Annotated in this window: 20 protein-coding genes and 2 pseudogenes; 11 read left to right on the forward strand and 11 right to left on the reverse strand. The window is 63.3% G+C overall.

Features of this window, described 5'->3' with window-relative positions; genetic code table 11:
* Positions 1–374 precede the first annotated feature (374 nt).
* A complete protein-coding gene (locus AC0NIE_RS15965) occupies positions 375–1,535 on the reverse strand; it encodes an IS110 family RNA-guided transposase (RefSeq protein ID WP_474047229.1) in 1,161 nt (386 codons plus the stop codon).
* 347 nt (positions 1,536–1,882) lie between these two features.
* On the opposite strand from AC0NIE_RS15965, the gene AC0NIE_RS15970 reads away from it, so the two are divergent.
* The gene (locus tag AC0NIE_RS15970; protein ID WP_473489774.1) at positions 1,883–2,536 is read left to right on the forward strand and encodes a 2OG-Fe(II) oxygenase; all 654 of its coding nucleotides are present in this window, start codon (positions 1,883–1,885) and stop codon (positions 2,534–2,536) included.
* Positions 2,537–2,840: 304 nt separating this feature from the next.
* On the opposite strand, the gene AC0NIE_RS15975 is transcribed toward AC0NIE_RS15970, so the two are convergent.
* Entirely contained in the window at positions 2,841–3,545 is a 705-nt protein-coding gene (locus AC0NIE_RS15975; RefSeq protein WP_473489775.1) for a pseudouridine synthase, read from the reverse strand.
* 92 nt (positions 3,546–3,637) lie between these two features.
* Positions 3,638–4,312, reverse strand: coding sequence for a GntR family transcriptional regulator (locus tag AC0NIE_RS15980; protein WP_473489776.1), 675 nt, complete (start codon positions 4,310–4,312; stop codon positions 3,638–3,640).
* A gap of 190 nt (positions 4,313–4,502) precedes the next feature.
* Between AC0NIE_RS15980 and AC0NIE_RS15985 the strand changes: the two genes are divergently transcribed.
* Positions 4,503–5,129, forward strand: coding sequence for an NAD(P)H-dependent oxidoreductase (locus AC0NIE_RS15985; RefSeq protein WP_473489777.1), 627 nt, complete (start codon positions 4,503–4,505; stop codon positions 5,127–5,129).
* Between the two features lie 21 nt (positions 5,130–5,150).
* On the opposite strand, the gene AC0NIE_RS15990 is transcribed toward AC0NIE_RS15985, so the two are convergent.
* Positions 5,151–5,366: a hypothetical protein gene (locus AC0NIE_RS15990; RefSeq protein WP_095491134.1), complete on the reverse strand. Its 216-nt coding sequence runs from the start codon at positions 5,364–5,366 to the stop codon at positions 5,151–5,153.
* Between the two features lie 305 nt (positions 5,367–5,671).
* On the opposite strand from AC0NIE_RS15990, the gene AC0NIE_RS15995 reads away from it, so the two are divergent.
* The 3 genes from AC0NIE_RS15995 to AC0NIE_RS16005 are packed head-to-tail and all read left to right on the forward strand — an operon-like array spanning position 5,672 to position 7,734.
* Positions 5,672–5,935, forward strand: a complete 264-nt coding sequence (locus tag AC0NIE_RS15995) for a metal-sensing transcriptional repressor (protein ID WP_473489778.1) — start codon at positions 5,672–5,674, stop codon at positions 5,933–5,935.
* Positions 5,932–6,984, forward strand: coding sequence for a cation diffusion facilitator family transporter (locus tag AC0NIE_RS16000; RefSeq protein WP_473489779.1), 1,053 nt, complete (start codon positions 5,932–5,934; stop codon positions 6,982–6,984). Before AC0NIE_RS15995 ends, AC0NIE_RS16000 begins: the two co-directional genes overlap by 4 nt.
* A gap of 39 nt (positions 6,985–7,023) precedes the next feature.
* The gene (locus AC0NIE_RS16005; RefSeq protein WP_473489780.1) at positions 7,024–7,734 is read left to right on the forward strand and encodes a HoxN/HupN/NixA family nickel/cobalt transporter; all 711 of its coding nucleotides are present in this window, start codon (positions 7,024–7,026) and stop codon (positions 7,732–7,734) included.
* 268 nt (positions 7,735–8,002) lie between these two features.
* Here AC0NIE_RS16005 and AC0NIE_RS16010 read toward each other — a convergent pair whose 3' ends face one another.
* The gene (locus AC0NIE_RS16010) at positions 8,003–8,440 is read right to left on the reverse strand and encodes a YybH family protein (RefSeq protein ID WP_473489781.1); all 438 of its coding nucleotides are present in this window, start codon (positions 8,438–8,440) and stop codon (positions 8,003–8,005) included.
* Positions 8,441–8,859: 419 nt separating this feature from the next.
* On the opposite strand from AC0NIE_RS16010, the gene bfr reads away from it, so the two are divergent.
* Positions 8,860–9,345: a bacterioferritin gene (bfr, locus tag AC0NIE_RS16015; protein WP_473489793.1), complete on the forward strand. Its 486-nt coding sequence runs from the start codon at positions 8,860–8,862 to the stop codon at positions 9,343–9,345.
* A gap of 543 nt (positions 9,346–9,888) precedes the next feature.
* On the opposite strand, the gene AC0NIE_RS16020 is transcribed toward bfr, so the two are convergent.
* Both AC0NIE_RS16020 and AC0NIE_RS16025 read right to left on the reverse strand, forming a co-directional pair.
* Entirely contained in the window at positions 9,889–11,160 is a 1,272-nt protein-coding gene (locus tag AC0NIE_RS16020) for a flavin-containing monooxygenase (RefSeq protein ID WP_473489782.1), read from the reverse strand.
* Between the two features lie 253 nt (positions 11,161–11,413).
* Positions 11,414–11,526: pseudogene (locus AC0NIE_RS16025) on the reverse strand (sulfite exporter TauE/SafE family protein); the annotation flags it as partial.
* Positions 11,527–11,714: 188 nt separating this feature from the next.
* On the opposite strand from AC0NIE_RS16025, the gene AC0NIE_RS16030 reads away from it, so the two are divergent.
* The 3 genes from AC0NIE_RS16030 to AC0NIE_RS16040 all read left to right on the forward strand — a co-directional run bounded on the left by AC0NIE_RS16030 (position 11,715) and on the right by AC0NIE_RS16040 (position 15,786).
* Positions 11,715–14,567 carry an AMP-binding protein gene (locus AC0NIE_RS16030; RefSeq protein ID WP_473489783.1) on the forward strand — a complete coding sequence of 951 codons (2,853 nt, stop codon included), beginning with the start codon at positions 11,715–11,717 and terminating at the stop codon, positions 14,565–14,567.
* 182 nt (positions 14,568–14,749) lie between these two features.
* Entirely contained in the window at positions 14,750–15,157 is a 408-nt protein-coding gene (locus tag AC0NIE_RS16035; protein WP_095491142.1) for a DoxX family protein, read from the forward strand.
* 467 nt (positions 15,158–15,624) lie between these two features.
* On the forward strand, positions 15,625–15,786 hold the full coding sequence (locus AC0NIE_RS16040) for a hypothetical protein (RefSeq protein ID WP_473613766.1): 162 nt from the start codon (positions 15,625–15,627) through the stop codon (positions 15,784–15,786).
* Positions 15,787–16,165: 379 nt separating this feature from the next.
* Here the strand turns inward: AC0NIE_RS16040 and AC0NIE_RS16045 are convergent, their stop codons facing one another.
* From AC0NIE_RS16045 to AC0NIE_RS16055, 3 genes and pseudogenes are all read right to left on the reverse strand, one after another.
* A complete protein-coding gene (locus tag AC0NIE_RS16045; RefSeq protein WP_192363337.1) occupies positions 16,166–16,522 on the reverse strand; it encodes a VOC family protein in 357 nt (118 codons plus the stop codon).
* Positions 16,523–16,627: 105 nt separating this feature from the next.
* Positions 16,628–16,830, reverse strand: a pseudogene (locus AC0NIE_RS16050) (DNA mismatch repair endonuclease MutL); the annotation flags it as partial.
* A 264-nt stretch (positions 16,831–17,094) separates the two neighbouring features.
* Positions 17,095–17,460, reverse strand: a complete 366-nt coding sequence (locus AC0NIE_RS16055) for a VOC family protein (protein ID WP_473489785.1) — start codon at positions 17,458–17,460, stop codon at positions 17,095–17,097.
* 148 nt (positions 17,461–17,608) lie between these two features.
* On the opposite strand from AC0NIE_RS16055, the gene AC0NIE_RS16060 reads away from it, so the two are divergent.
* Both AC0NIE_RS16060 and AC0NIE_RS16065 read left to right on the forward strand, forming a co-directional pair.
* Positions 17,609–17,920 carry a hypothetical protein gene (locus tag AC0NIE_RS16060; RefSeq protein WP_473489786.1) on the forward strand — a complete coding sequence of 104 codons (312 nt, stop codon included), beginning with the start codon at positions 17,609–17,611 and terminating at the stop codon, positions 17,918–17,920.
* A gap of 10 nt (positions 17,921–17,930) precedes the next feature.
* Positions 17,931–18,821, forward strand: a complete 891-nt coding sequence (locus tag AC0NIE_RS16065; RefSeq protein WP_473489794.1) for a sigma-70 family RNA polymerase sigma factor — start codon at positions 17,931–17,933, stop codon at positions 18,819–18,821.
* An 87-nt stretch (positions 18,822–18,908) separates the two neighbouring features.
* Here AC0NIE_RS16065 and AC0NIE_RS16070 read toward each other — a convergent pair whose 3' ends face one another.
* On the reverse strand, positions 18,909–20,006 hold the full coding sequence (locus tag AC0NIE_RS16070) for an AraC family transcriptional regulator (protein ID WP_473489787.1): 1,098 nt from the start codon (positions 20,004–20,006) through the stop codon (positions 18,909–18,911).
* Between the last annotated feature and the right edge of the window lie 54 nt (positions 20,007–20,060).

Genomic DNA, 20,060 nt, shown 5'->3' on the forward strand with positions numbered 1-20,060 from the left:
CGGCGCTATCGTTACCGGTCAGGGGCGTCATGACAGCCTCGCAATTGCAGCATCGGCTGGTTTCGGTCAGGCCGGCCGGCGGCTGGCGGCGCAAGGGCGACCTGAGGGGGAACCTGCCTGGCGTGGCGCCAGCGCGCCCACAACCTTGTATTCGGCGGATCGCGGCGATCCGAACCCATGATGCAGTCATGCGCATCGGCGGCAAGGCTCCTCGGAGGCGGTTCCCATTCTCTCCCGCGCGCATGGGATATCATGCCATAGGTGGCTTGCGGGTCACCGCCGCCTCGGATCGTCCTGGCATTGCTCCGCCGCGGGCGGATGGATGCCGGACCTGTTGTGGCGTGGGCTCCTTTAGCCGGTTTCGTTTCGATCGTTCATGCCGCGGGGCGCAGGATGGCGCCAGCCGGCACTTCGCCGGCGCTCACATAGCGCCACAGCGCGATCAGCAGCTTGCGCGCCAGGGCCACGATCATGGTCTTGCGCAGGTTGCGCTGGTGCCCGGCGGTGCGCTGCGCGAACCACTGCGCCAGGGCGCTGCCCTTCTGGAACATCAGCCAGCGCCAGGCGAGCTGGATCATGCCGCGCCTGACCCGCGCATTGCCGGCCCGCGCCAGCCCTTTCTCGCGCCGTTTGGAGCCGCTCTCGTCCGGCGCCCCGGTCAGCCCGGCATAACGGGCCACCGCGCGGCGGTCGCGCAGATTGCGCGACAGGATCTCATGCACCAGCATGTCGGCCGTTTCGATGCCGATGCCCATCACCCTGGCCAGCATCAGCACCATGGGATGGCTGCCCTCCTGCGGCGCCCGCGCCAGGCGCTCCAGGCGCGTCTTCTCGATCTCCTCGAGCTGCGCCCGGATCAGCCGCAGCCGCGCCATGTCGCGGCGCAGTTCGGCCAGCGTGTTGGGTGGCAGCGGCACCCCTTCGGCGCCACGCAGCTGTTCCAGCCGCTCCGCCGCTTTCTTCAGCTTCACATTGAAGCCGCGGACGCCAAAGCGCGCCAGCGTCGCCTGCATCCGGCTGACAAGGCTGGTGCGCTCGCCAACCAGCGTCTCGTGCTCGCGATTGGCGCGCCGCGCGTCCTCCTCCTCGATCGTCGGGATCGCCACCATGCCGCAGTGCCTGGCCTCGCCGCGCAGCCAGCCTACAAACGAACGCATCAGCAACTGCGTGTCCAGCCGGTCCGACTTCGCCCGCCGGTGCTCGCGCGACACCGGGATGCTGGCCGCGTGGATCACATGGATCTCGATCCCTTGCGCCAACAGCAGCCGAGCCAGCCAGAAGCCGTCGCGGCCAGCCTCGAACGCCACCGCAATGCGCGCGATCGTCTTGCCGGCCTTCACCGCCTCGTCGCGCCAGCGACACAGCAGCCTCAGCAGCGCCACAGGATCGGCACCCTGCTTCTTCAGCGGCTCGCGGCCAAGCCCGGGAACCAGCCCGGCCACCAGCCAGCTCCTGGCGCTCAGTTCAACGACCGCGACCAGTGTGCTATCCTGATCGAAGGCGACGAGGGACTTGCTCAGATCATTCTGGTGCATCGGGGCGCTCCATTCGTTGAGTTCACAGCAACGATGGTGCCACAACCCTCGCCGCCGCCCCATAGCTTCTCTCCCCCACTTTCGTGGGGGCGAGGAACCCAAGCTGGAATGAGGCCGCCCCTGTCCTGCCGACATCTCCCCCGCAAGGGGAGATCGGCAGCTTCAACCCTGTGCGTAACCCATTGGCAGGAAACGGGTGGTTTGCACGCGCTGTTTCACCCATCTCTGATGGCAGAAGAAGCCATTGGAGGCAGAGCCAGACCGTCCATTCGATAAGTTCGAAGGCAGCGGTCCGATCGGCCGAAGCGCGCGTCGCCGAATATGACTGGCAGGCGCTGGCCGAGGAGATGAGCGGCTATGGCTGCGCGGTGATGGAAAAGCTGCTGACGCCAGAAGAATGCCGGCAGATCGCCGGGCTCTATCCCGACGAAAGCCATTTCCGCAGCCATGTCCATATGGCGCGGCACGGCTTCGGCAAGGGCGAGTATCGCTATTTCCGCTATCCCTTGCCCGAACTGATCGGCGGCTTGCGCACCGCGCTCTATCCGCGCCTGGCCGCGGTCGCCAACGACTGGAACGAGCGCATGGGCGTCGCCCAGCGCTACCCGGACGAACACGCCGCGTTCCTTAAGCAATGCCACGAGCAGGGCCAGACGCGGCCGACGCCGCTCCTGCTGCAATATGGTCCCGGCGACTTCAACTGCCTGCATCAGGATCTCTACGGCGATCTTGCCTTCCCGCTGCAGGTGGCGATTCTACTGTCCGAACCCGGCGAGGACTTCACCGGCGGCGAGTTCGTGCTGACCGAACAGCGTCCGCGCATGCAGAGCCGCGCCGAGGTGGTGCCGCTGCGCCAGAGCGACGCCGTCGCCTTCGCGGTTCACAATCGTCCGGTCCAGGGCAGCAAAGGCAGCTACCGCGTCAATCTCAGGCACGGCGTCAGCCGGCTTTGCTCCGGCCTGCGCCACACTGTCGGCATTATCTTCCACGACGCGAAGTAAGGGTGTCTTCGAGGGCCTGCGTAGAGGCGACGGGCAGCTTCGTGCTAAGGGGCAGTTGTCGGAGTCGGCGCCGCCCCTCATCGCCCTGCCGGGCACTTCTCCCCGTATAGTGACGGGGAGAAGGGGCTGGCCGCAAACTCGGCACCCTTTCTGCAACGCTGGTGATTGGCGAAACCATAGATGAGAGCGCCCCTCTCCCCGTCATTATACGGGGAGAGGATGCCGGCAGGCAGGTGAGGGGCAGCGCAAAGCTGAAGCGATTGGCCTGCCGTTCCGCTTTGCCGGGTCGCTTCGGCACCTTCGCTCAGGCCTGAAGCAGCGCCAGCTCTTCGACGGTGAGGTGGCGGGCCTTGCCCTTGGCGAGCTCACCGAGCTGCAACGGGCCGATCGCCACCCGCACCAGGCGAAGCACCTCGACATCGTGCGCGCCGAGCAGCCGGCGGATGTGGCGGTTGCGGCCCTCGTCGAGGGTGATTTCCAGCCAGGCGGTGCTGGTGCCGCTGCGCAGGACTTCGATCGACCGCGCCGTCAAATCTTCGCCATCGACCGTCGCACCGGCCCGCAACTTGGCCAGCACGGCCGCGTCGGGCAGGGTGCCCGTCTGCACGTGATAGACCTTGGCGACGTGCGAGGCGGGGTCGAGCAGGCGCTGGGCGAAGCGCGTGTCGTTGGTCATCAAAAGCAGGCCTTCGCTGGCCTTGTCGAGGCGGCCGACCGGCGACACGAAGGGCAGGTTGAGTTCTGCCAGGCAGTCATAGACGGTGCCGCGGTCCTGCGGGTCGTCGCGGGTGGTGACCAGGCCGCGCGGCTTGTTGATCAACAGATAGACCTTGCGCTCGGCGACAACGCGGCTGCCGTCGACCTCAATGCGGTCGCGGCCGGGATCGACGCGCAGCGAGCCGTTGCGCACAATTTTTCCGGCGACACGGACGCGCCCTTCGGCGACCAGAATCTCTGCCTGCTTGCGCGAGCACAGGCCGAGTTTCGACAGCGCACGGCAAAGGCTCACTCCTGGCGGATTGGCTCCGGCGCTAGGCGAGGGGCGTTGCCGGCCGGTATTCGGTCGTGGCGCTATGGTTTTGCGAGAGCGCTCCGGCAAGGTCAGGACTTTCCCGCTAGCCCATCTCCAGCCCTGGCGAGCGTTTCCATGCCGTCGCTGAGGTGCCTTTTCAGGACGCGGACGGCTGCCTCGGCGTCACGGTGGCGGCAGGTCGTCAACAGGTCGAGGTGCTCCGACTGCGAGCGGCTGCGATAGTCGAGGTTGGACAGGAGAACGCGAACGTAGCGGTCGGCCGCATTGTGGTGGGCTTCGATCAGGCCGAGCAGCCTTGTGTTGCCGCAGGCGCTGTAAAGGGCCAGATGAAAGGCACGGTTCAGCGTTCCCAAGCGGCCGACATTCGGCTCGGCATCGATCTGGTTGAGCACATAGCCGGCCTCGTCTAGTTTTTCTTTGCCGAGGTTGGGGATCGAGAGCCGCAGCGCTTCGCCTTCGAGCAATGCGCGGACCGCAAAGATCTCCCTGATCTCGGCAGCGTCCATCCTGGCGACATGCGCGCCCTTGGTCGGATGGATCGACACGATGCCTTCGGCTTCGAGCTGGCGAAGCGCGTCGCGGACCGGCATGCGGCTGAAGCCGAACCGCTCGGCCAGGTCGTCCTGACGCAGCGGCGTGCCGGCCGCCAGGCTGCCCTCGGCAATCGATTCGCGCAGCACATTCGCCACTTGCTCCGCCACCGTCAGCGGCTTCTGCAGTAAGCCTTCGCCAAGTCCGCGCAATCGATTCTCCCGTCAGGTGAGCCTTGCTAACAGAAAGCCGCCCGTGTGGATATCTGTATCCTCGTATACGAGTATCCAGAAACGAGGGGCGGCGCAGAGCGCCTCGATTACGGTGCTGACGATGTCCCGCAGGCCATTGCATGCGCGTTTCAAGCCGGCGATGATGCAAACCCAGCCGGTTGAGCCCAACATGAAAGTCCTTGTCGTCTATTGCCATCCCTGCACCGACAGCTTCAACGGGGCTGTGCGCGACACGGTGCTGGAGACGCTTGCCGAACGCGGCCATGAGGTTCATCTCCTCGACCTCTACGCGACCGATTTCGACCCGATCATGCGCGCCGACGAATGGCGCGGCTATCACGACAAGGCGGCGAACCTCGCGCCGGTGCATGACCGGGCGCAGGAACTGCTTTGGGCGGAGGCCGTCATCTTCATCTACCCGACCTGGTGGTATGGCCTGCCGGCCATGCTCAAGGGCTGGTTGGAGCGGGTGCTGGTGCCGGGCTTCGCCTTCGAGATGCCGACGGCGCAGCGCGGCGCACGCCCCAAATTGCGGCACATACGCCGGGTGCTGGTGATGACCACATGCGGCGCGACGCCGCTGATGTCGTGGATCATGGGCCAGCCCGGCCGGCGCACCCTGCTGCGCGGCTTCCGCTCCGTTTGCCATCCGCTGTGCTCGACAAAATTCCTGGCGCTCTACCGGATGGACACTGTCTCAGCGGTGGAGCGCGAGGCGCATTTGCAGCGTGTCAGGAAAGCGGTCGCCAGCCTCGGACGCGCCGCTTTCCTGGCCTCCGACGTGGTGCCTGGCTGATCGCCGGGGGCGCCACGATCGTCAGTTTGTCCTGGGCTCGTCCTCGACAACGAAAGACGCCGCAATCAGGTCGTCGGCATCGAGCCGTAGGGAGCCTTCACCTCCTCCCATGACGGCGGCGACCTTCTGAAAGGTTTTAATTTCGTGTTCGGTAATACGGGCGCTTCTCATCCTGGCCTTGAGATTAGCGACGCGCAGCCCCAATGTGTGGGACGTTTCAATTTCGCGGTTCGACATCACAATATGCTCCTCCCCAACCCATGCATTTGCCTCCCCGCCGGTATTCGCCCGTCACCTACGTTTGCCTAAATATGAGGCATGACGAATACAGCGCCCCGAACGCGTGGTGCGAGGGAAGGTTCCCGCGCGACACGGTCACGAAATAATACGGCGCAACCGGCGGCCGGCAAAGCTATCCGTAGGAGGGTGGCAGGTCGCTGGGCGCGCCGAGGGTTTTCTTCGGACTGTGGGACACTCAGCGGCAAAGTTAAAGTAAGTCGAAAAGATTGACTGTATCCCCGGGGGGAGGATACAAAAGAAGCATGTCCGTAAGCATCCATCGTTCGCATCCTGCTATCGTGAAGCGTCTGAAGCGCGCGCAAGGCCACCTCGCGGCGGTGCTGTCGATGTTCGAGGCGCGTCGTCCTTGCGTTGATCTGGCGCAGCAACTCCACGCCGTGGAGAGCGCCATCAGCAGCGCAAAGCGCGAACTGATCCACGATCATATCGAGCATTGCCTGACGGACACCGCGGAAGCCGGCGGCAACTCGCTGGCGGAACTCAAGCACCTGGCGAAATACCTGTGAGCCGTCAAATACCTGTGAGCCGTCTCGGCGCGCACATTCTCGACTGGTTCGGGTTCGGGTCGCGCGATCACGCCGCGCATGGTCAAGGCCATCACGATCATGCGAGCGGGTCGCACGGTCACACCCACGGGGTCATAGATGCGACCATTGCGACGACCGACCGAGGCATCTGGGCGATCAAATGGTCGTTCGTCATCCTGGCAATTACCGCGGCACTGCAGATGGTCGTGGTCGCGCTGTCGGGCAGCGTGGCGCTGCTGGCCGACACGATCCACAACATCGGTGACGCCACCACCGCCATTCCGCTGTGGATCGCCTTCATGCTGGCCCGGCGCAAGCCGTCGCCGACCTTCACCTACGGCCTTGGCCGGGTCGAGGACCTGGCCGGGATCATCATCGTTGGGATCATCCTGTTCAGCGCCATCGTCGCCGGCTACCAGGCCATCGACCGCTTGATCAATCCACGCGTGGTGACGCATCTTGGTTGGCTGGCGGCGGCGGGCCTTGTCGGCTTTCTCGGCAATGAGGCCGTCGCGGTGTTCCGCATCCGCGTCGGCCGCGAAATCAACAGCGCCGCACTGATTGCCGACGGCTATCACGCCCGCACCGACGGCCTGACCAGCCTTGCCGTGGTCATCGGGGCGCTCGGCGTCTGGCTCGGTTTTGCGCTGGCCGACCCGATCGTCGGCCTCCTCATCACTCTTGCCATCTTCGGCATCGTCTGGCAGTCGGCCCGCTCGGTGCTGACCCGCATGCTCGACGGCGTGGAGCCTGATGTCATCGGCGAAATCCACCATGCGGCCGCGCATGTGCCGGCAGCGCGCATTGTCGAGGCCAAGGCGCGGTGGATCGGTCACAGGCTGCACGCCGACATTGCCATCGCCGTAGGAGAAAGCCTGCCGGTCTGCGAAGCGAAGAAGATTACGGCAGCGCTGGAGCACGATCTGTTCGAGCACATGCCGGCGCTTGCGGCGGCCAATATAAGATTGGCGAGCGCGGATGCGGATCATTCCCATGAAGATGCTCACGGCGAACACGACAGCCACTAACGGTCGCTCGGAGCGGCTCGTTTCTGTTAGCCTCAGCTGATGTTCCAAATTCTTGTCGAGTTCCAACGAACGATCTATCTGGCGGCCGGCGAGCAGATCAAACTGCTCTCAGTGGGAGGCGACTGGCTGGCGTTCATGGGCTTCCTGCCGGTGGGCATCGTCTTCGGCGCTGCGCATGCGCTGACGCCCGGCCACAGCAAAGCTGTGCTAGCGACATATCTTGCGGGTTCGGATGCCAAGGTTCCGCGCGGCCTTTTCGTATCGATTACGCTGTCCTTCACCCATGTGACGATTGCCGTTCTGATTGCGGTTCTCTCGCTGCCGCTGGTCTCCATCGCTTTGGGCAGCGTCGGCCGCGCTCCGCTTCTGGAGGATATCAGTCGCGGGCTGCTCGGCCTTATTGGCGTGTGGATGCTGTGGCGCGCTTTGAGTCACGGCCGTCACCACAAGCATGAGGGCGAGGCGGTCGGCGCCATGGCAGGTCTGATCCCGTGCCCGCTGACGCTTTTCGTGATGACCTTCGCGATGTCCAGAGGCGTTCCCGGCGCCGGCTTGCTCTTCGCAATCACCATGATGGTCGGCGTGGCGCTGACGCTGTCCTGCGTCGCGGTGTTGTCGATCCTGTTTCGGGAACGTCTGGTGGATTTCTTCGCCGGCAAGCCACTCGAAACCATTTCCCGAACCATCGAAGGCGTTGCCGGGCTAGCGCTTGCGGCCGTTGCCGTCTGGCAGATCATGTTCGCTTCCTGAGCATGCTCAAGGGCGAGATCGAGTTGCACACCGATCGGCATGCGCCGGGCCGGCGATGCCGAGATGCCATCCTGCCAGATAGAATCAAGACATGGCTCTATCTGCTTGTTTAGTGAAACTTTATTCTGGATCATGTCACGTCGCCGCGACACCATGTCAGGCGCGCAGCCGCTCCGGCGGAGGATTGTCGCAACAGGCGCGCTGGCCGCTTCACTCTGCGCTCTTCGACCCGGCATCGGTGACCGAAGGGTCCAAACCGCAACGACGTCTATCGGCGGAGTACCGAATCGGCCAACTGAGCCGTCGTTATCGGATCAGCATGACGATGCACAATCTTCCAGAGACCATCTTCTGGGCGAAAGACGCTCGTCACACGTAACGCCAAAGGGGTGACATCGATCCGACCGCCAACCTTGGACCTGAGCCGCTCTACTTCGACGAGGTATGCCAGTTCAGACGTCACACACTTCGCTACGTTCTCGAAGCCGGTAGCGTCGCCGTCCCTGTAGTTCGATGCCGCTTGCTCCATCGTCTCAACGACCTGCTTCCATCCATGCGCGAAAGGGCCAAAGGGATTTCCCAGTGTTACATCGTCTCGTTGGGAAAAGAGCTCCTTCGCAGGCGCGGGGTTCCCTTTCATGAACTCATCCAGGGCCAGGTGGTATTTTTCAACTGCTTGATCGAAGTCATTGGCGTCGAGGGACATGTCATCCTCCCTGTCGTTTTATTTCTGATCCGGACTGGCGACTCCCGCAGGTCAACATTCTGTGTGCGCAGCGGTGAGGCATTTCCCGCGCAGTGCAGGTTGGCGTGGTCAGTATAGCACGGCGCGAGACAAGTTTTCGCGACAGCGTGTTGAGACGGCTCGGTAATGGCCGCTCCCCCGCCCCGTTCCAGCCGTTCAAATTGTGCGTCAAGCTTCCAAGCGCCCGACCGTGGCAGATTAGCAACTGCTCACCAAGAACGCAGGGCGGCGGGAAGGATCTCATACGCTCTTTGCAACCTCCGGCCCCCCCCGAAATGACGGTTAGGTCGCCGCGTGCTATCCTGCGCCCGGAGGCGAACAAGGGCGCATCGTTCCACATGATGCGTGCGGGGCGCGCGCCCAAAACGGGAGCAGAACCCATGAAAGGCGAAGATAGGATCATTGAACGTCTTAACGAAGCGCTGTTTCTGGAACTCGGTGCCGTCAATCAATTTTGGCTGCATTATCGCCTGTTGGAGGACTGGGGCTATTTCAAATTGGCGAAGAAGGAGCGCGAGGAATCTATCGAGGAAATGCACCATGCGGACCGGATTATCGAACGGACCATCTTCCTCGAAGGGCACCCGAACCTGCAGGCGGTGGCGCCGCTTCGCATCGGGCAGAATGTGAGGGAAGTGCTGGAATCGGACCTCGCCGGCGAATACGACGCGCGCACCTCTTACAAGAAGTCACGCGAGATCTGCCAGGAACTGGGCGACTACGTGACCATGCACCTGTTCGAGGATCTGCTCAAAGACGAGGAGGGCCACATCAACTTTCTCGAGACCCAGCTCGATCTGCTCGCCTCGATCGGCGATGAGAGATACGGCCTCCTCAATGCCGCTTCCGGGGATGAGGCAGAGTAGTATTGGGAAAGCCACGCGGCGGAAATACTGCGCGACAGGTTTGAGGTTCCGCAGCCATGGCGCACATCAGGTGAACGGCACCAAAGACTCGACGTGACGCCTCTAAGCTCTGTGCCGTTCGCCGGTATCCTGCGGCAAAGCACTTGCCACGTTCGATTATGGATCATGAATGGCCCGATAGCGGCCATCAGGACTTGCCGCGCAGCCGTTCAAACGGGCGCGTCAAAATTCAGATGCCCACTCCCCAGCTGCACCTGCTCAGCGGGAGATCGCGCGCGGCATCTCCGATCACATTCTGAGCCGGATCGATGCCCCAGCCCCCCGCCGCCGACCAGGGCCAAAACGCACGCCAGGTCGACTCAAAACCGATGGCCGGGTGAGCGCTCCTCGTCAACGAGCGCCGCAACTTTTACGCCCGTCAATCGCAGCTTTGTCCGCTTCCGGCAGCCGAAGGGAAGTTCCAGCGCTGGCGGCTAGCGACGCTAGACAAACGAGCAACCGTCACCATTGTGATCGGTGCTCCAGAGGTGGCGATGGAAGTCATTACATGACCTCGCGATCCACTCCAGGCGTTCTCGACCATGAGTCCACTCGTCTTTTGTCGATGTGCGCCACCAGATGGTGCGCCTCCTCGGCAACGGCCGGTATGGTGCCTGATTTCCGCGTTAGCGCAAAATCGAGGCCGGCGAAGTAGAGCCCGGGAATGGTGCCGACACCATCCTCGTGCATGGGTTGGCCAGCCTCATCCAGGGCACCGGGAACCTTCACCCATGAGAAGTCGCCCGAGAAGCCGGTGCACCAGATTATCGAGGAGATGCCACTTGCGGCCAGGTCGATCGATCGGATCGGCGGATCAGCCAGAATCGGCGCAACCGTTTCGGCAGGATCATCGTCGGCCGGCGGCGCATCGAGGCCGGTGCGCTCGATATACTCGTCGATCACACGCTTCGCGTCCGCCGAGGCCTCGTCTGCGAAGCGCATGTGCTCGCCGATCTCGTCGCCGAAGATGAGGCTGCCGTTCTCCACGCCCCGGAAGCGGCCGAGCAGCACCACCCCTTGCGCGCTCAGCGATTGCAGGCTGATCGTGTGGATTGCCCCGAGCAGCGGACGCGGCGGCAGCCTGCCGTTCTCCAGGATAAGCTCCCGGCGCGGGACGTCGGCAAAGCCGGATACAGTGAGCCAGTTGAACGAGTCGCCGCCGCGATAGCGGCGTACCAGGCGGCCAGTGCGGCTCGTCGCTAGATACACAAGACGTCCGGCATGCACCAAGTCCTCGGCTATCTGGCCGCCCGACTGGCCACTCCCGACCACCAGCACGGCGCCGTCAGCGAACTCGTCCGGCTTGCGATAGGCAGAGGAATCGACCTGGCGAACTGCCGTCGGCAAGTCGGACGACCAGGGCGGCCGGACCTGACGGCTCTGGTTGCCGGTTGCAACCACGATCGTGCGCGCCAGAAACGTCTCGCGATCAGTCGTGACTCGGTAGGCTCCGTCCTCTCGGTTCAGCCGCTCAACCGGCACTCCAGTGCGGACCGGCAAGCGGTGCCGGTCAACATAGCCTTCCAGATAGCCGACGAATTCATGGTGGGTTATCGCACCCCAAGGGTCCGGGCCGTCGTAGGAATCGCCGGGCAGCGTGGTGCGTATATTCGTCGAGTTCAGCCGGAAGGAGTCCCAGCGCTGCGTTCGCCACGTCTCTCCGATACGGCCTCGCTCGAGAACGTGGTGCGCGCAGCCGCGTTGTTGCAGGAAGTAGCTGACGCCAAGCCCGGCCGAGCCCGCGCCTATGACGACCGCGTCAACAATCCCCCTCATGCGTTCCCCCGCCAAGATTGTGCTGCCTATCGCATGCGTGGCGAGTGACACTACGCTCACCCTACAAATGCGGCAGCATACTGCAAAGAGCTAGTTCCGGGAATTCCAAAGGACGGAAGCCACGCCGGAGGGCAAGTGCCTCCGAAACCTCTGTCGACAGTATCGACCGCCAATTTTTCTAGTGACTGGTTCGTCAGCCCAACGGCTGAAACCGGTCATGAACGAGCGCGGTGCAAATGGCTGATCTTGGCGCTGCGGCATCCAGGAATCCGGCTGTCACGCCCAGCGGCGCCACAATCGTCAGTTTCGCAAGGGGCTGGTGGGAATACGATGAAACGACCGATATAGCAGCCAGCTTCCAATAACGCCGCTCGCGTCCAGGCCGTTGCTGAGCCGCCAGAACGCTATAGTTAAGACAACAATGGCCCTGCCGCTCGCCACGGCTTTGATCCATCAATGCCAACCGCAGGGGAGGCTCGATTGCTCTGACAGCACGCGCGTCAACGTCCAATTGCCTGAAGCGTTAACATTTGGCGTGGGAAACGGGCACGAAGATGGTTCCTACGACCGATGACAGGAGATCGCGCGAGGGCGACCTGATCGCCGTTGTGCGCGAGTTCGCGCACGAGCTTCAGCCGCAACGTGCAAATGCGATCGACATCTCGCCGTCAAGCCGGATCGAAAGGGACCTCGGCATCGACAGCCTTGGTCGGACGGAGCTGATCCTGCGGATCGAGCGTGCGTTCCGGGTGCGGCTGCCTACTCAAATCGTTGGTGAGGCGGATACGATCGGCGATCTGATCAATGCTCTCGAACACGCCGGCGCCCGACCAGGCTCGGCCCGCACGGTGCAGCCGACCATTGCCCTTCCTCCCGTTCCGGCTGCCACCGAGGCCGGGACGCTCGTCGAGGTCCTCGACTGGCACGTCGCGCAGCATCCTGATCGCCTTCACCTGACGGTCCTGCAGGACGACACAACGGCATTGGGGGCAATGACCTATGCAGAACTGGCGGAATCAGCTCGTGCCGTCGCGGCCGGATTGATCCGCCGCAATGTCGAGCCGGGCGATCGTGTCGCTTTGATGCTGCCCACGAGTCTCGATTTCTTCTCCGCATTCTTCGGCATTCTCTACGCCGGAGCCGTGCCGGTGCCGATCTATCCGCCGATGCGGCTGTCGCAGATCGAGGATCATCTGCGTCGCCAGGCGGGCATCTTGAGCAATGCCGGCGCCCGCATACTCGTCACGATGCAGGAAGGAATGGGTCCTGCAGCGCTGCTGCGCGGACAGGTCGAATCCCTGGACAGCGTCGAGAACGTCGCAAGTCTCAGCACCGAGCCCGCTGCCACACAGCTGCCGCCGGTCACGGACGATCACTCGACCGCGCTGATACAATACACGTCAGGCAGCACCGGAGATCCGAAAGGCGTCGTGCTGAGCCACGCCAACCTGCTTGCCAATGTTCGGGCCATGGGCGCGGTGATGGAGGCGAGCTCGGCTGACGTCTTTGTCAGCTGGCTGCCGCTCTATCACGACATGGGTCTGATCGGCGCTTGGTTGGGATGCCTTCATTTTGGCGCGCCGCTCTATGCGATGTCGCCATTGAGCTTTCTCGTACGCCCGGAGAGCTGGCTCTGGTCCATGCACCGTTTTCGCGCCACCTTGTCCGCTTCCCCGAACTTCGGCTTTGAGTTCTGTCTGAACAAGACAGACGACGCCGATCTCGAAGGACTTGATCTAAGCTCACTCCGCATGGTCGCAAACGGGGCGGAGCCGGTCAGTGTTCAGACGCTGCGTCGGTTCATTGAAAGATTTGAGCATCATGGCTTCAAGCCGGGAGCCATGGCGCCGGTCTACGGCCTGGCTGAGAACACGGTGGGGCTGGCCTTTCCCCCGCCGGGCCGCTCGCCGATCATCGATCGCGTGGATCGTACTGCGCTGACCGGCCGTGGCGCGGCCATGCCCGCCGGCCCCGACGATCCGAAGCCGCTTGAAATCGTCGCCTGCGGACATCCTCTGCCAAGTCATGAAGTCCGCATCGTCGATGGCGCCGGCTATGAGCTTGGTGAACGCCAGGAAGGCCGGCTCGAATTCCGTGGCCCGTCGGCGACCTCCGGCTATTTCGAGAACGACGCCAAGACACGCGAGCTGTTCCGCGATGGCTGGCTCGACAGCGGAGACAGGGCATACGTGGCGAGCGGTGATGTCTACATTACCGGCCGGGTAAAGGACATCATCATCCGCGCTGGGCGTCACATCTATCCGCAAGAGATCGAAGAGGCCGTCGCGGGCATCCCCGGCGTGCGCAAGGGAGGCGTCGTCGTGTTCGGCGCCACCGATCAATCCACGGGAACGGAGCGTGTAGTCGTCGTGGCGGAAACGCGCGAGACCGACGAACCCGCCCGCGCGGAGTTGCAAAAGCGCGCTCATGAGGTCGCAACGGATATCGCCGGGACACCTCCCGACGATATGGTCCTCGCGCCGCCGCGAGCCGTGCCGAAGACATCCAGCGGGAAGATTCGCCGCAGCGCGGCCAAGGAGCTTTACGAGAGCGGGACAATTGGAGCGCCGCAACGCTCTCTCTGGTGGCAAGTCTTGCGGCTGTCGTTTGCGGGAGCAGGCCCGCAGCTGAAGCGGCTGCGCCGGCTTCTCGCCGACGTTGTCTACGCCGGATGGTGGTGGATCGTCGTGGCCTGCAGCTTCTTCTTGGCATGGCTGGCGGTGATGCTTCTGCCGCGACTCGGCTGGCGCTGGGCCGCGGCGAGGACGATCGCCCGTGCCGCGCTCACCCTTGCCGGCATGACCATCACGGCGAGCGGCATCGAGCACATTCCCCGCCGCAACGCGATACTCGCATTCAACCATTCGAGCTATATGGACGCCTTGGTGTTGGCTGCGATTCTGCCGGGAGAACCAGCTTTCGTGGCCAAGAAGGAGCTGGCGGGGCAGGTCTTTGCCGGGCCCTTCCTGCGCCGGTTAGGCACACTGTTTGTCGAGCGCTATGACGTCACAGGCAGCCTTTCCGACGCCGAATCCCTGACCAAGATCGCCCGGCAAGAACGCATTCTCGTGTTCTTTCCCGAAGGCACGTTCACGCGCAGACCAGGTCTCTCTGCCTTCTATCTCGGAGCTTTCAAGATCGCGGTTGATGCCAACCTGCCGGTACTGCCCGGCATTATCCGTGGAACGCGATCCATGCTGCGCGGTGACCAATGGTTTCCACGATGGACGCCGGTCACAATTGAGATCGGCGCTCCCATTGCGCCGTCTGGAACCGATTTTGCAGCGGTATTGCGTCTCCGCGACGCTGTACGCGAAGCGATCTTGGCGCGCTGTGGCGAGCCGGACCTCGGCGAGCTGGTAAAGCCGACACCGCCCGGCGGAGCGAGCGCAATCGGCAAGGTCTAGGCTCCCGCGGCTCGGCACTCCATCAATAGCACGACCGGATGTCACGCGACTGTGAACTGGGAGTATTGGTTTACGCCTCGCGCTGTGCATCATACCCTCTTCGCAAAATCGCTGCGAAGAGCAGACCCGCTGATAATTCAGCCTGCTGGCCGGAATCACCGGGTCATGATGGAGGCCAACTGATGAATTTCGACAAGATTTCGGCCTGGGCTCCGGAGTGGTTAAGCGTCGTGAGGATCATGTCGGCGCTGCTGTTTCTGGAGCACGGAACTCAAAAGTTCTTCAATTTTCCGCCCGCTCCCGAGCCGATGCAACTGTCGGGGCCTTTTGTGATTCAGGGATTGATCGAGGTGATCGGAGGCGTGCTGCTTGCCCTCGGACTCTTCACCCGGCCCGTCGCGTTCATTCTGTCCGGCAACATGGCGGTCGCCTATTTCATGGCGCACGCGCCGCAAAACTTCTTTCCGGTTGTCAACCAGGGCGACGCGGCGATCCTCTACTGCTTCATTTTCCTGTACTTCTTTTTCGCGGGAGGCGGCGCGTGGAGCGTCGATGCGGCCCGTCGCGGAACCGGCCTCGCGACGCCCTGAATAGGATCGCGAGGGAACCTCCTGGGCGGCTTCCAGCGGAGCACGTCCTGCAAGGGTGTCGAAGAGCATATGCTGTTGCCCTAGGTGGAAATGATAAGAAGTTTCGGCTCCGCTGGTCGCTTTCGGGGCGCCAGACGGTCTCAAGAATGGCCGCGTTGGGCGGATCGAGACCTTCGTCGTGGTCTGCGCAAATGTCCGGAAATGGCACTACTTGCTCGTTCCCATCGACGAGACGAATGGCAACATTCCACCCTTCTATGACATTGGGGTAGGCTCGGAATCTGCCTGATCGCGACGCCTTCATTCCGCCGCTTCTAGCCTGGCCCGCCCAGCAGCTGCACCCGTTCATTGGCTGCCGATCACCATGCGGTTGCCTCGCTGTCGAGATATTCCGCCCACCGTGCGGCCTGGCGGCCAGGGCGCCTCCGGCGGTTCGGTGATGATCTCGACGCCGCCCGGCGGCGATCGTGGCCTCGACATCGTCGTCGGCGCCCAGCGCCGACGACTATGAGATGACGTTCGCAACCAACCACCTGGGCCACTACCTGCTGCTCCGCCTGCTGATGCCCCGGCTTGCCGATGACGCCAACGTGATCATCACGACGAGCGGTACGCACGATCCCGCCTAGCAGACGTCGTTTCCGCCTCCGCGACACGCCGACGGATGGCTCCTCGCCTACCCCGAACAGGATTCCGGCGTCGACCACTCGTCGCGCGTGGCGGCTGGCGGCGCCTTCTACGCGGCATCGAAGCTGGCGAACCTGCTCACCGCCCGCCGGCTGGCGCGGTTGGCCGAGGAAGAGGGACGTGGATGGACGATCTTCGCCTTTTGCCCCGGGCAGGTGCCGGGCACGGCCTTGTTCGTGATTACCCGGCGCCGATGCGCCGCACGGCGGCGTAGAGACACTTCGCTGATGCGCCACATCGCGATGGCGACGTCGTCGCGGCGGGCCAGCTCCGAGAGGTCCGGCCAGGTGATCTTCGCTCGTCCGGACGGAAAACCGGCATTTAGGCAGCTCCGGCTTTGTGCGCCAAAGGATGCCTCGGCTGGTAGAGGCCAAGCGAGCCGCCACTGGGAAGCGAGACATGCGTAAGCAGGCCCCAGCCTTCATCGGTGACCGAAGTGCATTCAACATCGTGCGATTTCAGCTCTTGGATTGTGGCATTGATGTCTTCGCACATGAGATAGACTTCGTGGCTGTCGTTTTCGGCGATCGGGTGAACAGCAATCTCGGCCGGCGGCAATGCGAAGATCAACCAGCCTTCGCCAGCATCGATTGCTGGAAAACGCAGAACATTGCGAAAAAATGCGCGGTCTGCCTCGGCATCCGTGCTGTAGATGATCATGTGTGCGCCGGAAATCATGGCTCCTTACCTCCCTGAAAGTGATGCGAACAAGCTATTGCCGTTGCAAACGACGTTTCGGCGCTACCGCCGTCCACACAGCCGCTCGATATCGACAAGCTTCAGTTAGATATAGGTCGGTCGGCCGTGATTGCAGGTGCCGGAACCCGGCGTTGCTTCCATCTGGCAGAGCAGTGCGTTCATTTCTTCCGGCCGAAGCTGCCGGCCGAGCGCACCGAGCCGTGGCACGCCATGGTAGCGGCGATTTTGTCGAAACGCTGCTTCAGCGTATCGGCGGTGTCAGTCTCGGCGATCTCGTCGGCAAGATCGCCGAGCCTTGGCCGCCGCACGGTTTATCGAAAAGTGAGGCGACTGGGTATCACTCGGCCGGCGCAGAGAGCATTTCCGACGATATTCAACCTCTCGCTCCGGGGGAAACTTCAAGGGCAAATCGTGACTCTGAGCTGCCCCTTCATCAGTCTATTTCGCTGCCCGGTAGTTGACAGTCGCAGCAACCAGCGCTGATGACACCTTCTCCAGCCGTTCAAATGGGCGCGTCAAAATTCAGAGGCCCGCCCAGCAGCTGCACCCGCTCATTGGCTGCCGATCACCATGCGATTGCCCTCGCTGTCGCGAAATTCCGCCACCGTGCGGCCCGGCTGCCACGGCGCCTCCTGCGGTTCGGTGATGATCTCGACGCCGCCTGCCTTCAACGCGGCGATCGTGGCCTCGACATCGTCGTCGACCAGCACCAGCACCGGCTCCGCGCCTGGCGTGTCGTCGGCGCGCCTCACGAAATGCAGGTTCGTCACGGCGCCGGGAAATTTCAGCTCGATCCAGCGCCAGCCGCTATCGCCCATCTTCTCGTCGGCCGCGACCTTGCAGGCGAAATGCCTGGTGTAAAACGCCTTGGCGCGGTCCTGGTCGAATACCGGCAATTCGGCAAACTGGATGTGCATGGTCGTCTCTCCTGCTCCTCGATAGCTGCTGCGTAGCCGTCCACAGGTGGAAGACGATCCGGGCGGCCGAAAAGATTCATAGCCTGTGAGAATCTTTTCGGGAACGCCAAACGTCTTCTGCTCAGACCAACCAATCAGGAGACGAACCATGGGCTACAAACTCATTCGCTACAGCGTAAAAGACACCGCGCTGGAAGAGAATCGCGCGCTGGTGGCAAAGGTATTCGAGGCGCTGGATGAGACGGCGCCGCAGAGCGTGCGCTATCTCGTGCTCGAACTGGACGACGGCGAGTTCATCCACGTCGTCGGCGAGGGAAATGAACCATCCGCGCTGACCGGGCTTGCGGCCTTCGAGGCGTTCACGCAAAACCATGCGGGGCGACGCTCTACCCCGGTCAAGCGATCGCCTGCCAGAATCATCGGCAACTACCATGTGCTTGAGGACGGCAAAGCCGGATAGAATGGACGCCATGATCCCACAAAAATTCGACCGGCCGGCGCTGGAGGCGATGCTCTCAGGGTTGCGTCCCAAACTGCACCGCTACTGCGCCCGCATGGCCGGTTCGGTGATCGACGGCGAGGACATCGTGCAGGAGACGCTGCTGAAGGCGCTGCAGGCGGTCGACGGTAGCCTGGCGATCGAGCGGCCCGAGCAATGGCTGTTTCGCATCGCCCACAATGCCGCGCAGGACCATCTGCGCCGGCGCCATCGGGAAAGGTCGCGCATGACCGAGACCGACATGACCACGATCGAGGATTCTTCCGGCAGCGCCGACAGCAGGCTCGCCGCGGCGACCGGCCTGCGCAGCTTCATGCAGCTTTCGGTGGCGCAGCGCGGCGCCGTGATCCTGGTCGACGTGCTCGGCCTTTCCCTGCACGAGACCTGCGAGGTGACCGGTGCGACGCTGGCCGCGACCAAGGCGGCGCTGCATCGCGGGCGGGCGCAGCTGCGCATATTGGCAGCCGAGCCCGAACAGGTGGCCGCGCCCAGGCTCGACGCCGATGACGAGCGGCGGCTGCGCCGCTATGTCGACCTGTTCAACGCGCGTGACTTCGACGCGGTCAGGGCGCTGATCGCCGAGGACATCCAGCTCGAAGTCGTCAACCGCCTCCGCCTGCGCGGCAAGGCCGAAGTGTCGACCTATTTCGGCAATTACGACCGCGCGACCGACTGGGCGCTGTCACTGGGCTTCGTCGACGGCCGGCCGGCGATCCTGATCCGCAACCCGCAGGAGCCGGACGGCGCCGTCCGCGGCTTCATGCTGGTCGAATGGCGGGACGAGCGGGTCGTCCAGATCCGCGACTTCCGCTACGCGCCCTGGTGCCTGGTCGATGCGGAGATCAGCACGGTGGAGGGGTAGGGGAGGGCTGGAAATGGTGCGGAGATGGCGCGCGGAGGCGTCTGTCGGGGCATATTGTGTTCCTCAAATTGGCCTCCGGCCGCCCGGCTATCCGCGCCGGCCGCCGCGCCAGCCAGCCGGCGAGACGCCCGCGAGCTTCTTGAAGCTCCGGCTGAAGGCCGCTTCGGACTCGTAGCCGACATCACGTCCGACCGTCGAGACTTTGGCCAGCCCATCAGTGAGCAGTCGTGCGGCCAGTTGCACGCGCCATCGCGTGAGATATTGCATCGGTGGGCAGCCGACGAGACGCGTGAAGCGGGCCGCAAGGACTGACCGCGAGACGCCGGTTTCGCGAGCGAGTTCTTCAATTGTCCAGCCACGCGCCGGATGCTCGTGGACGAGCGCAACAGCCCTGCCTACGGCGGGGTCGCGCAAGCCGGCCAGCCAGCCGGTCTGCTCCGGCGGCAGTGCCTCAAGATAGCGGCGAACGACCTCAACGAACATCAGTTCGCTGAGGCGCAGGCGGATGCATTCAGCGCCAGGCCGTTGAACGGACACCTCTGCCAGCGTTAGCTCGATCAGCCGGTCGAGCAGATCGCTCGGTGCGCCGGCCGCACGCCGAATGCGTATCAGCGGAGGAAGGGCCCCGAGCAGAGGATTGAACGGCCGTGCATCGCAACCAAGAAAACCGCAGACATATCTTGTCAGGAGGGGGCCGTCGCCACCTTCGTTGACCACGAAAGGCAGTTGTCCAGCCGCCATGGCGCGAAAGAAATCGAGCGAATCTTCCGGGCTCAAACCTGATCGCACTCCGGGCGCACTGCACATTGCGTATGAATCCTCATGCGGGATCACAAGTATATCGCCTTCGGCAAACTCCATCGGCGAACCCTCATCGATGCTGACCGAGCCCGATCCCTGGGTGATTATGTGGTAGGAAATCACGTGTTGGGCGCGCGGCAGGATGAGATGGGCAAATGAATCCGCCCGCGGCACTTCCACACTCCAGGGCGAAGAGGCATCGACCCAGAAGAAAAGCGCGCCGGTGAGCTTTATCACGCGCAGCACATCTGAAAGCACATCCTTGTCCGGCACCGCCGAAGGTGCGGCATCGGCAACGGCCTCTTCCGGTGGCCGCCCAGGCGATGGCGCAAGAACGGACGCTGCGGCAAGCGATTGAGACGCTGGGTCATGGAGCGTGCCCATGGCCAAGTCTACTATGCGCCGGACAGCATATCCACCGCGCATCCCGTGCAGTCC

Source organism: Mesorhizobium sp. WSM4842, assembly GCF_055901575.1.

What these genes read in the sequence shown, in the direction of transcription:
- AC0NIE_RS16020 (WP_473489782.1), bottom strand. Translation starts at nt 11,160, where the DNA reads ATGAGGGGGATTGTTGACGCGGTCGTCATAGGCGCGGGCTCGGCCGGG.
- AC0NIE_RS16060 (WP_473489786.1), top strand. Translation starts at nt 17,609, where the DNA reads ATGGGCTACAAACTCATTCGCTACAGCGTAAAAGACACCGCGCTGGAA.
- AC0NIE_RS16065 (WP_473489794.1), top strand. Translation starts at nt 17,931, where the DNA reads ATGATCCCACAAAAATTCGACCGGCCGGCGCTGGAGGCGATGCTCTCA.
- AC0NIE_RS16010 (WP_473489781.1), bottom strand. Translation starts at nt 8,440, where the DNA reads ATGTCCCTCGACGCCAATGACTTCGATCAAGCAGTTGAAAAATACCAC.
- AC0NIE_RS15970 (WP_473489774.1), top strand. Translation starts at nt 1,883, where the DNA reads ATGAGCGGCTATGGCTGCGCGGTGATGGAAAAGCTGCTGACGCCAGAA.
- AC0NIE_RS15985 (WP_473489777.1), top strand. Translation starts at nt 4,503, where the DNA reads ATGAAAGTCCTTGTCGTCTATTGCCATCCCTGCACCGACAGCTTCAAC.
- AC0NIE_RS15995 (WP_473489778.1), top strand. Translation starts at nt 5,672, where the DNA reads ATGTCCGTAAGCATCCATCGTTCGCATCCTGCTATCGTGAAGCGTCTG.
- AC0NIE_RS16030 (WP_473489783.1), top strand. Translation starts at nt 11,715, where the DNA reads ATGGTTCCTACGACCGATGACAGGAGATCGCGCGAGGGCGACCTGATC.
- AC0NIE_RS16035 (WP_095491142.1), top strand. Translation starts at nt 14,750, where the DNA reads ATGAATTTCGACAAGATTTCGGCCTGGGCTCCGGAGTGGTTAAGCGTC.
- AC0NIE_RS16070 (WP_473489787.1), bottom strand. Translation starts at nt 20,006, where the DNA reads ATGGGCACGCTCCATGACCCAGCGTCTCAATCGCTTGCCGCAGCGTCC.
- AC0NIE_RS15990 (WP_095491134.1), bottom strand. Translation starts at nt 5,366, where the DNA reads ATGTCGAACCGCGAAATTGAAACGTCCCACACATTGGGGCTGCGCGTC.
- bfr (WP_473489793.1), top strand. Translation starts at nt 8,860, where the DNA reads ATGAAAGGCGAAGATAGGATCATTGAACGTCTTAACGAAGCGCTGTTT.
- AC0NIE_RS16055 (WP_473489785.1), bottom strand. Translation starts at nt 17,460, where the DNA reads ATGCACATCCAGTTTGCCGAATTGCCGGTATTCGACCAGGACCGCGCC.
- AC0NIE_RS15965 (WP_474047229.1), bottom strand. Translation starts at nt 1,535, where the DNA reads ATGCACCAGAATGATCTGAGCAAGTCCCTCGTCGCCTTCGATCAGGAT.
- AC0NIE_RS16045 (WP_192363337.1), bottom strand. Translation starts at nt 16,522, where the DNA reads ATGATTTCCGGCGCACACATGATCATCTACAGCACGGATGCCGAGGCA.
- AC0NIE_RS16005 (WP_473489780.1), top strand. Translation starts at nt 7,024, where the DNA reads ATGTTCCAAATTCTTGTCGAGTTCCAACGAACGATCTATCTGGCGGCC.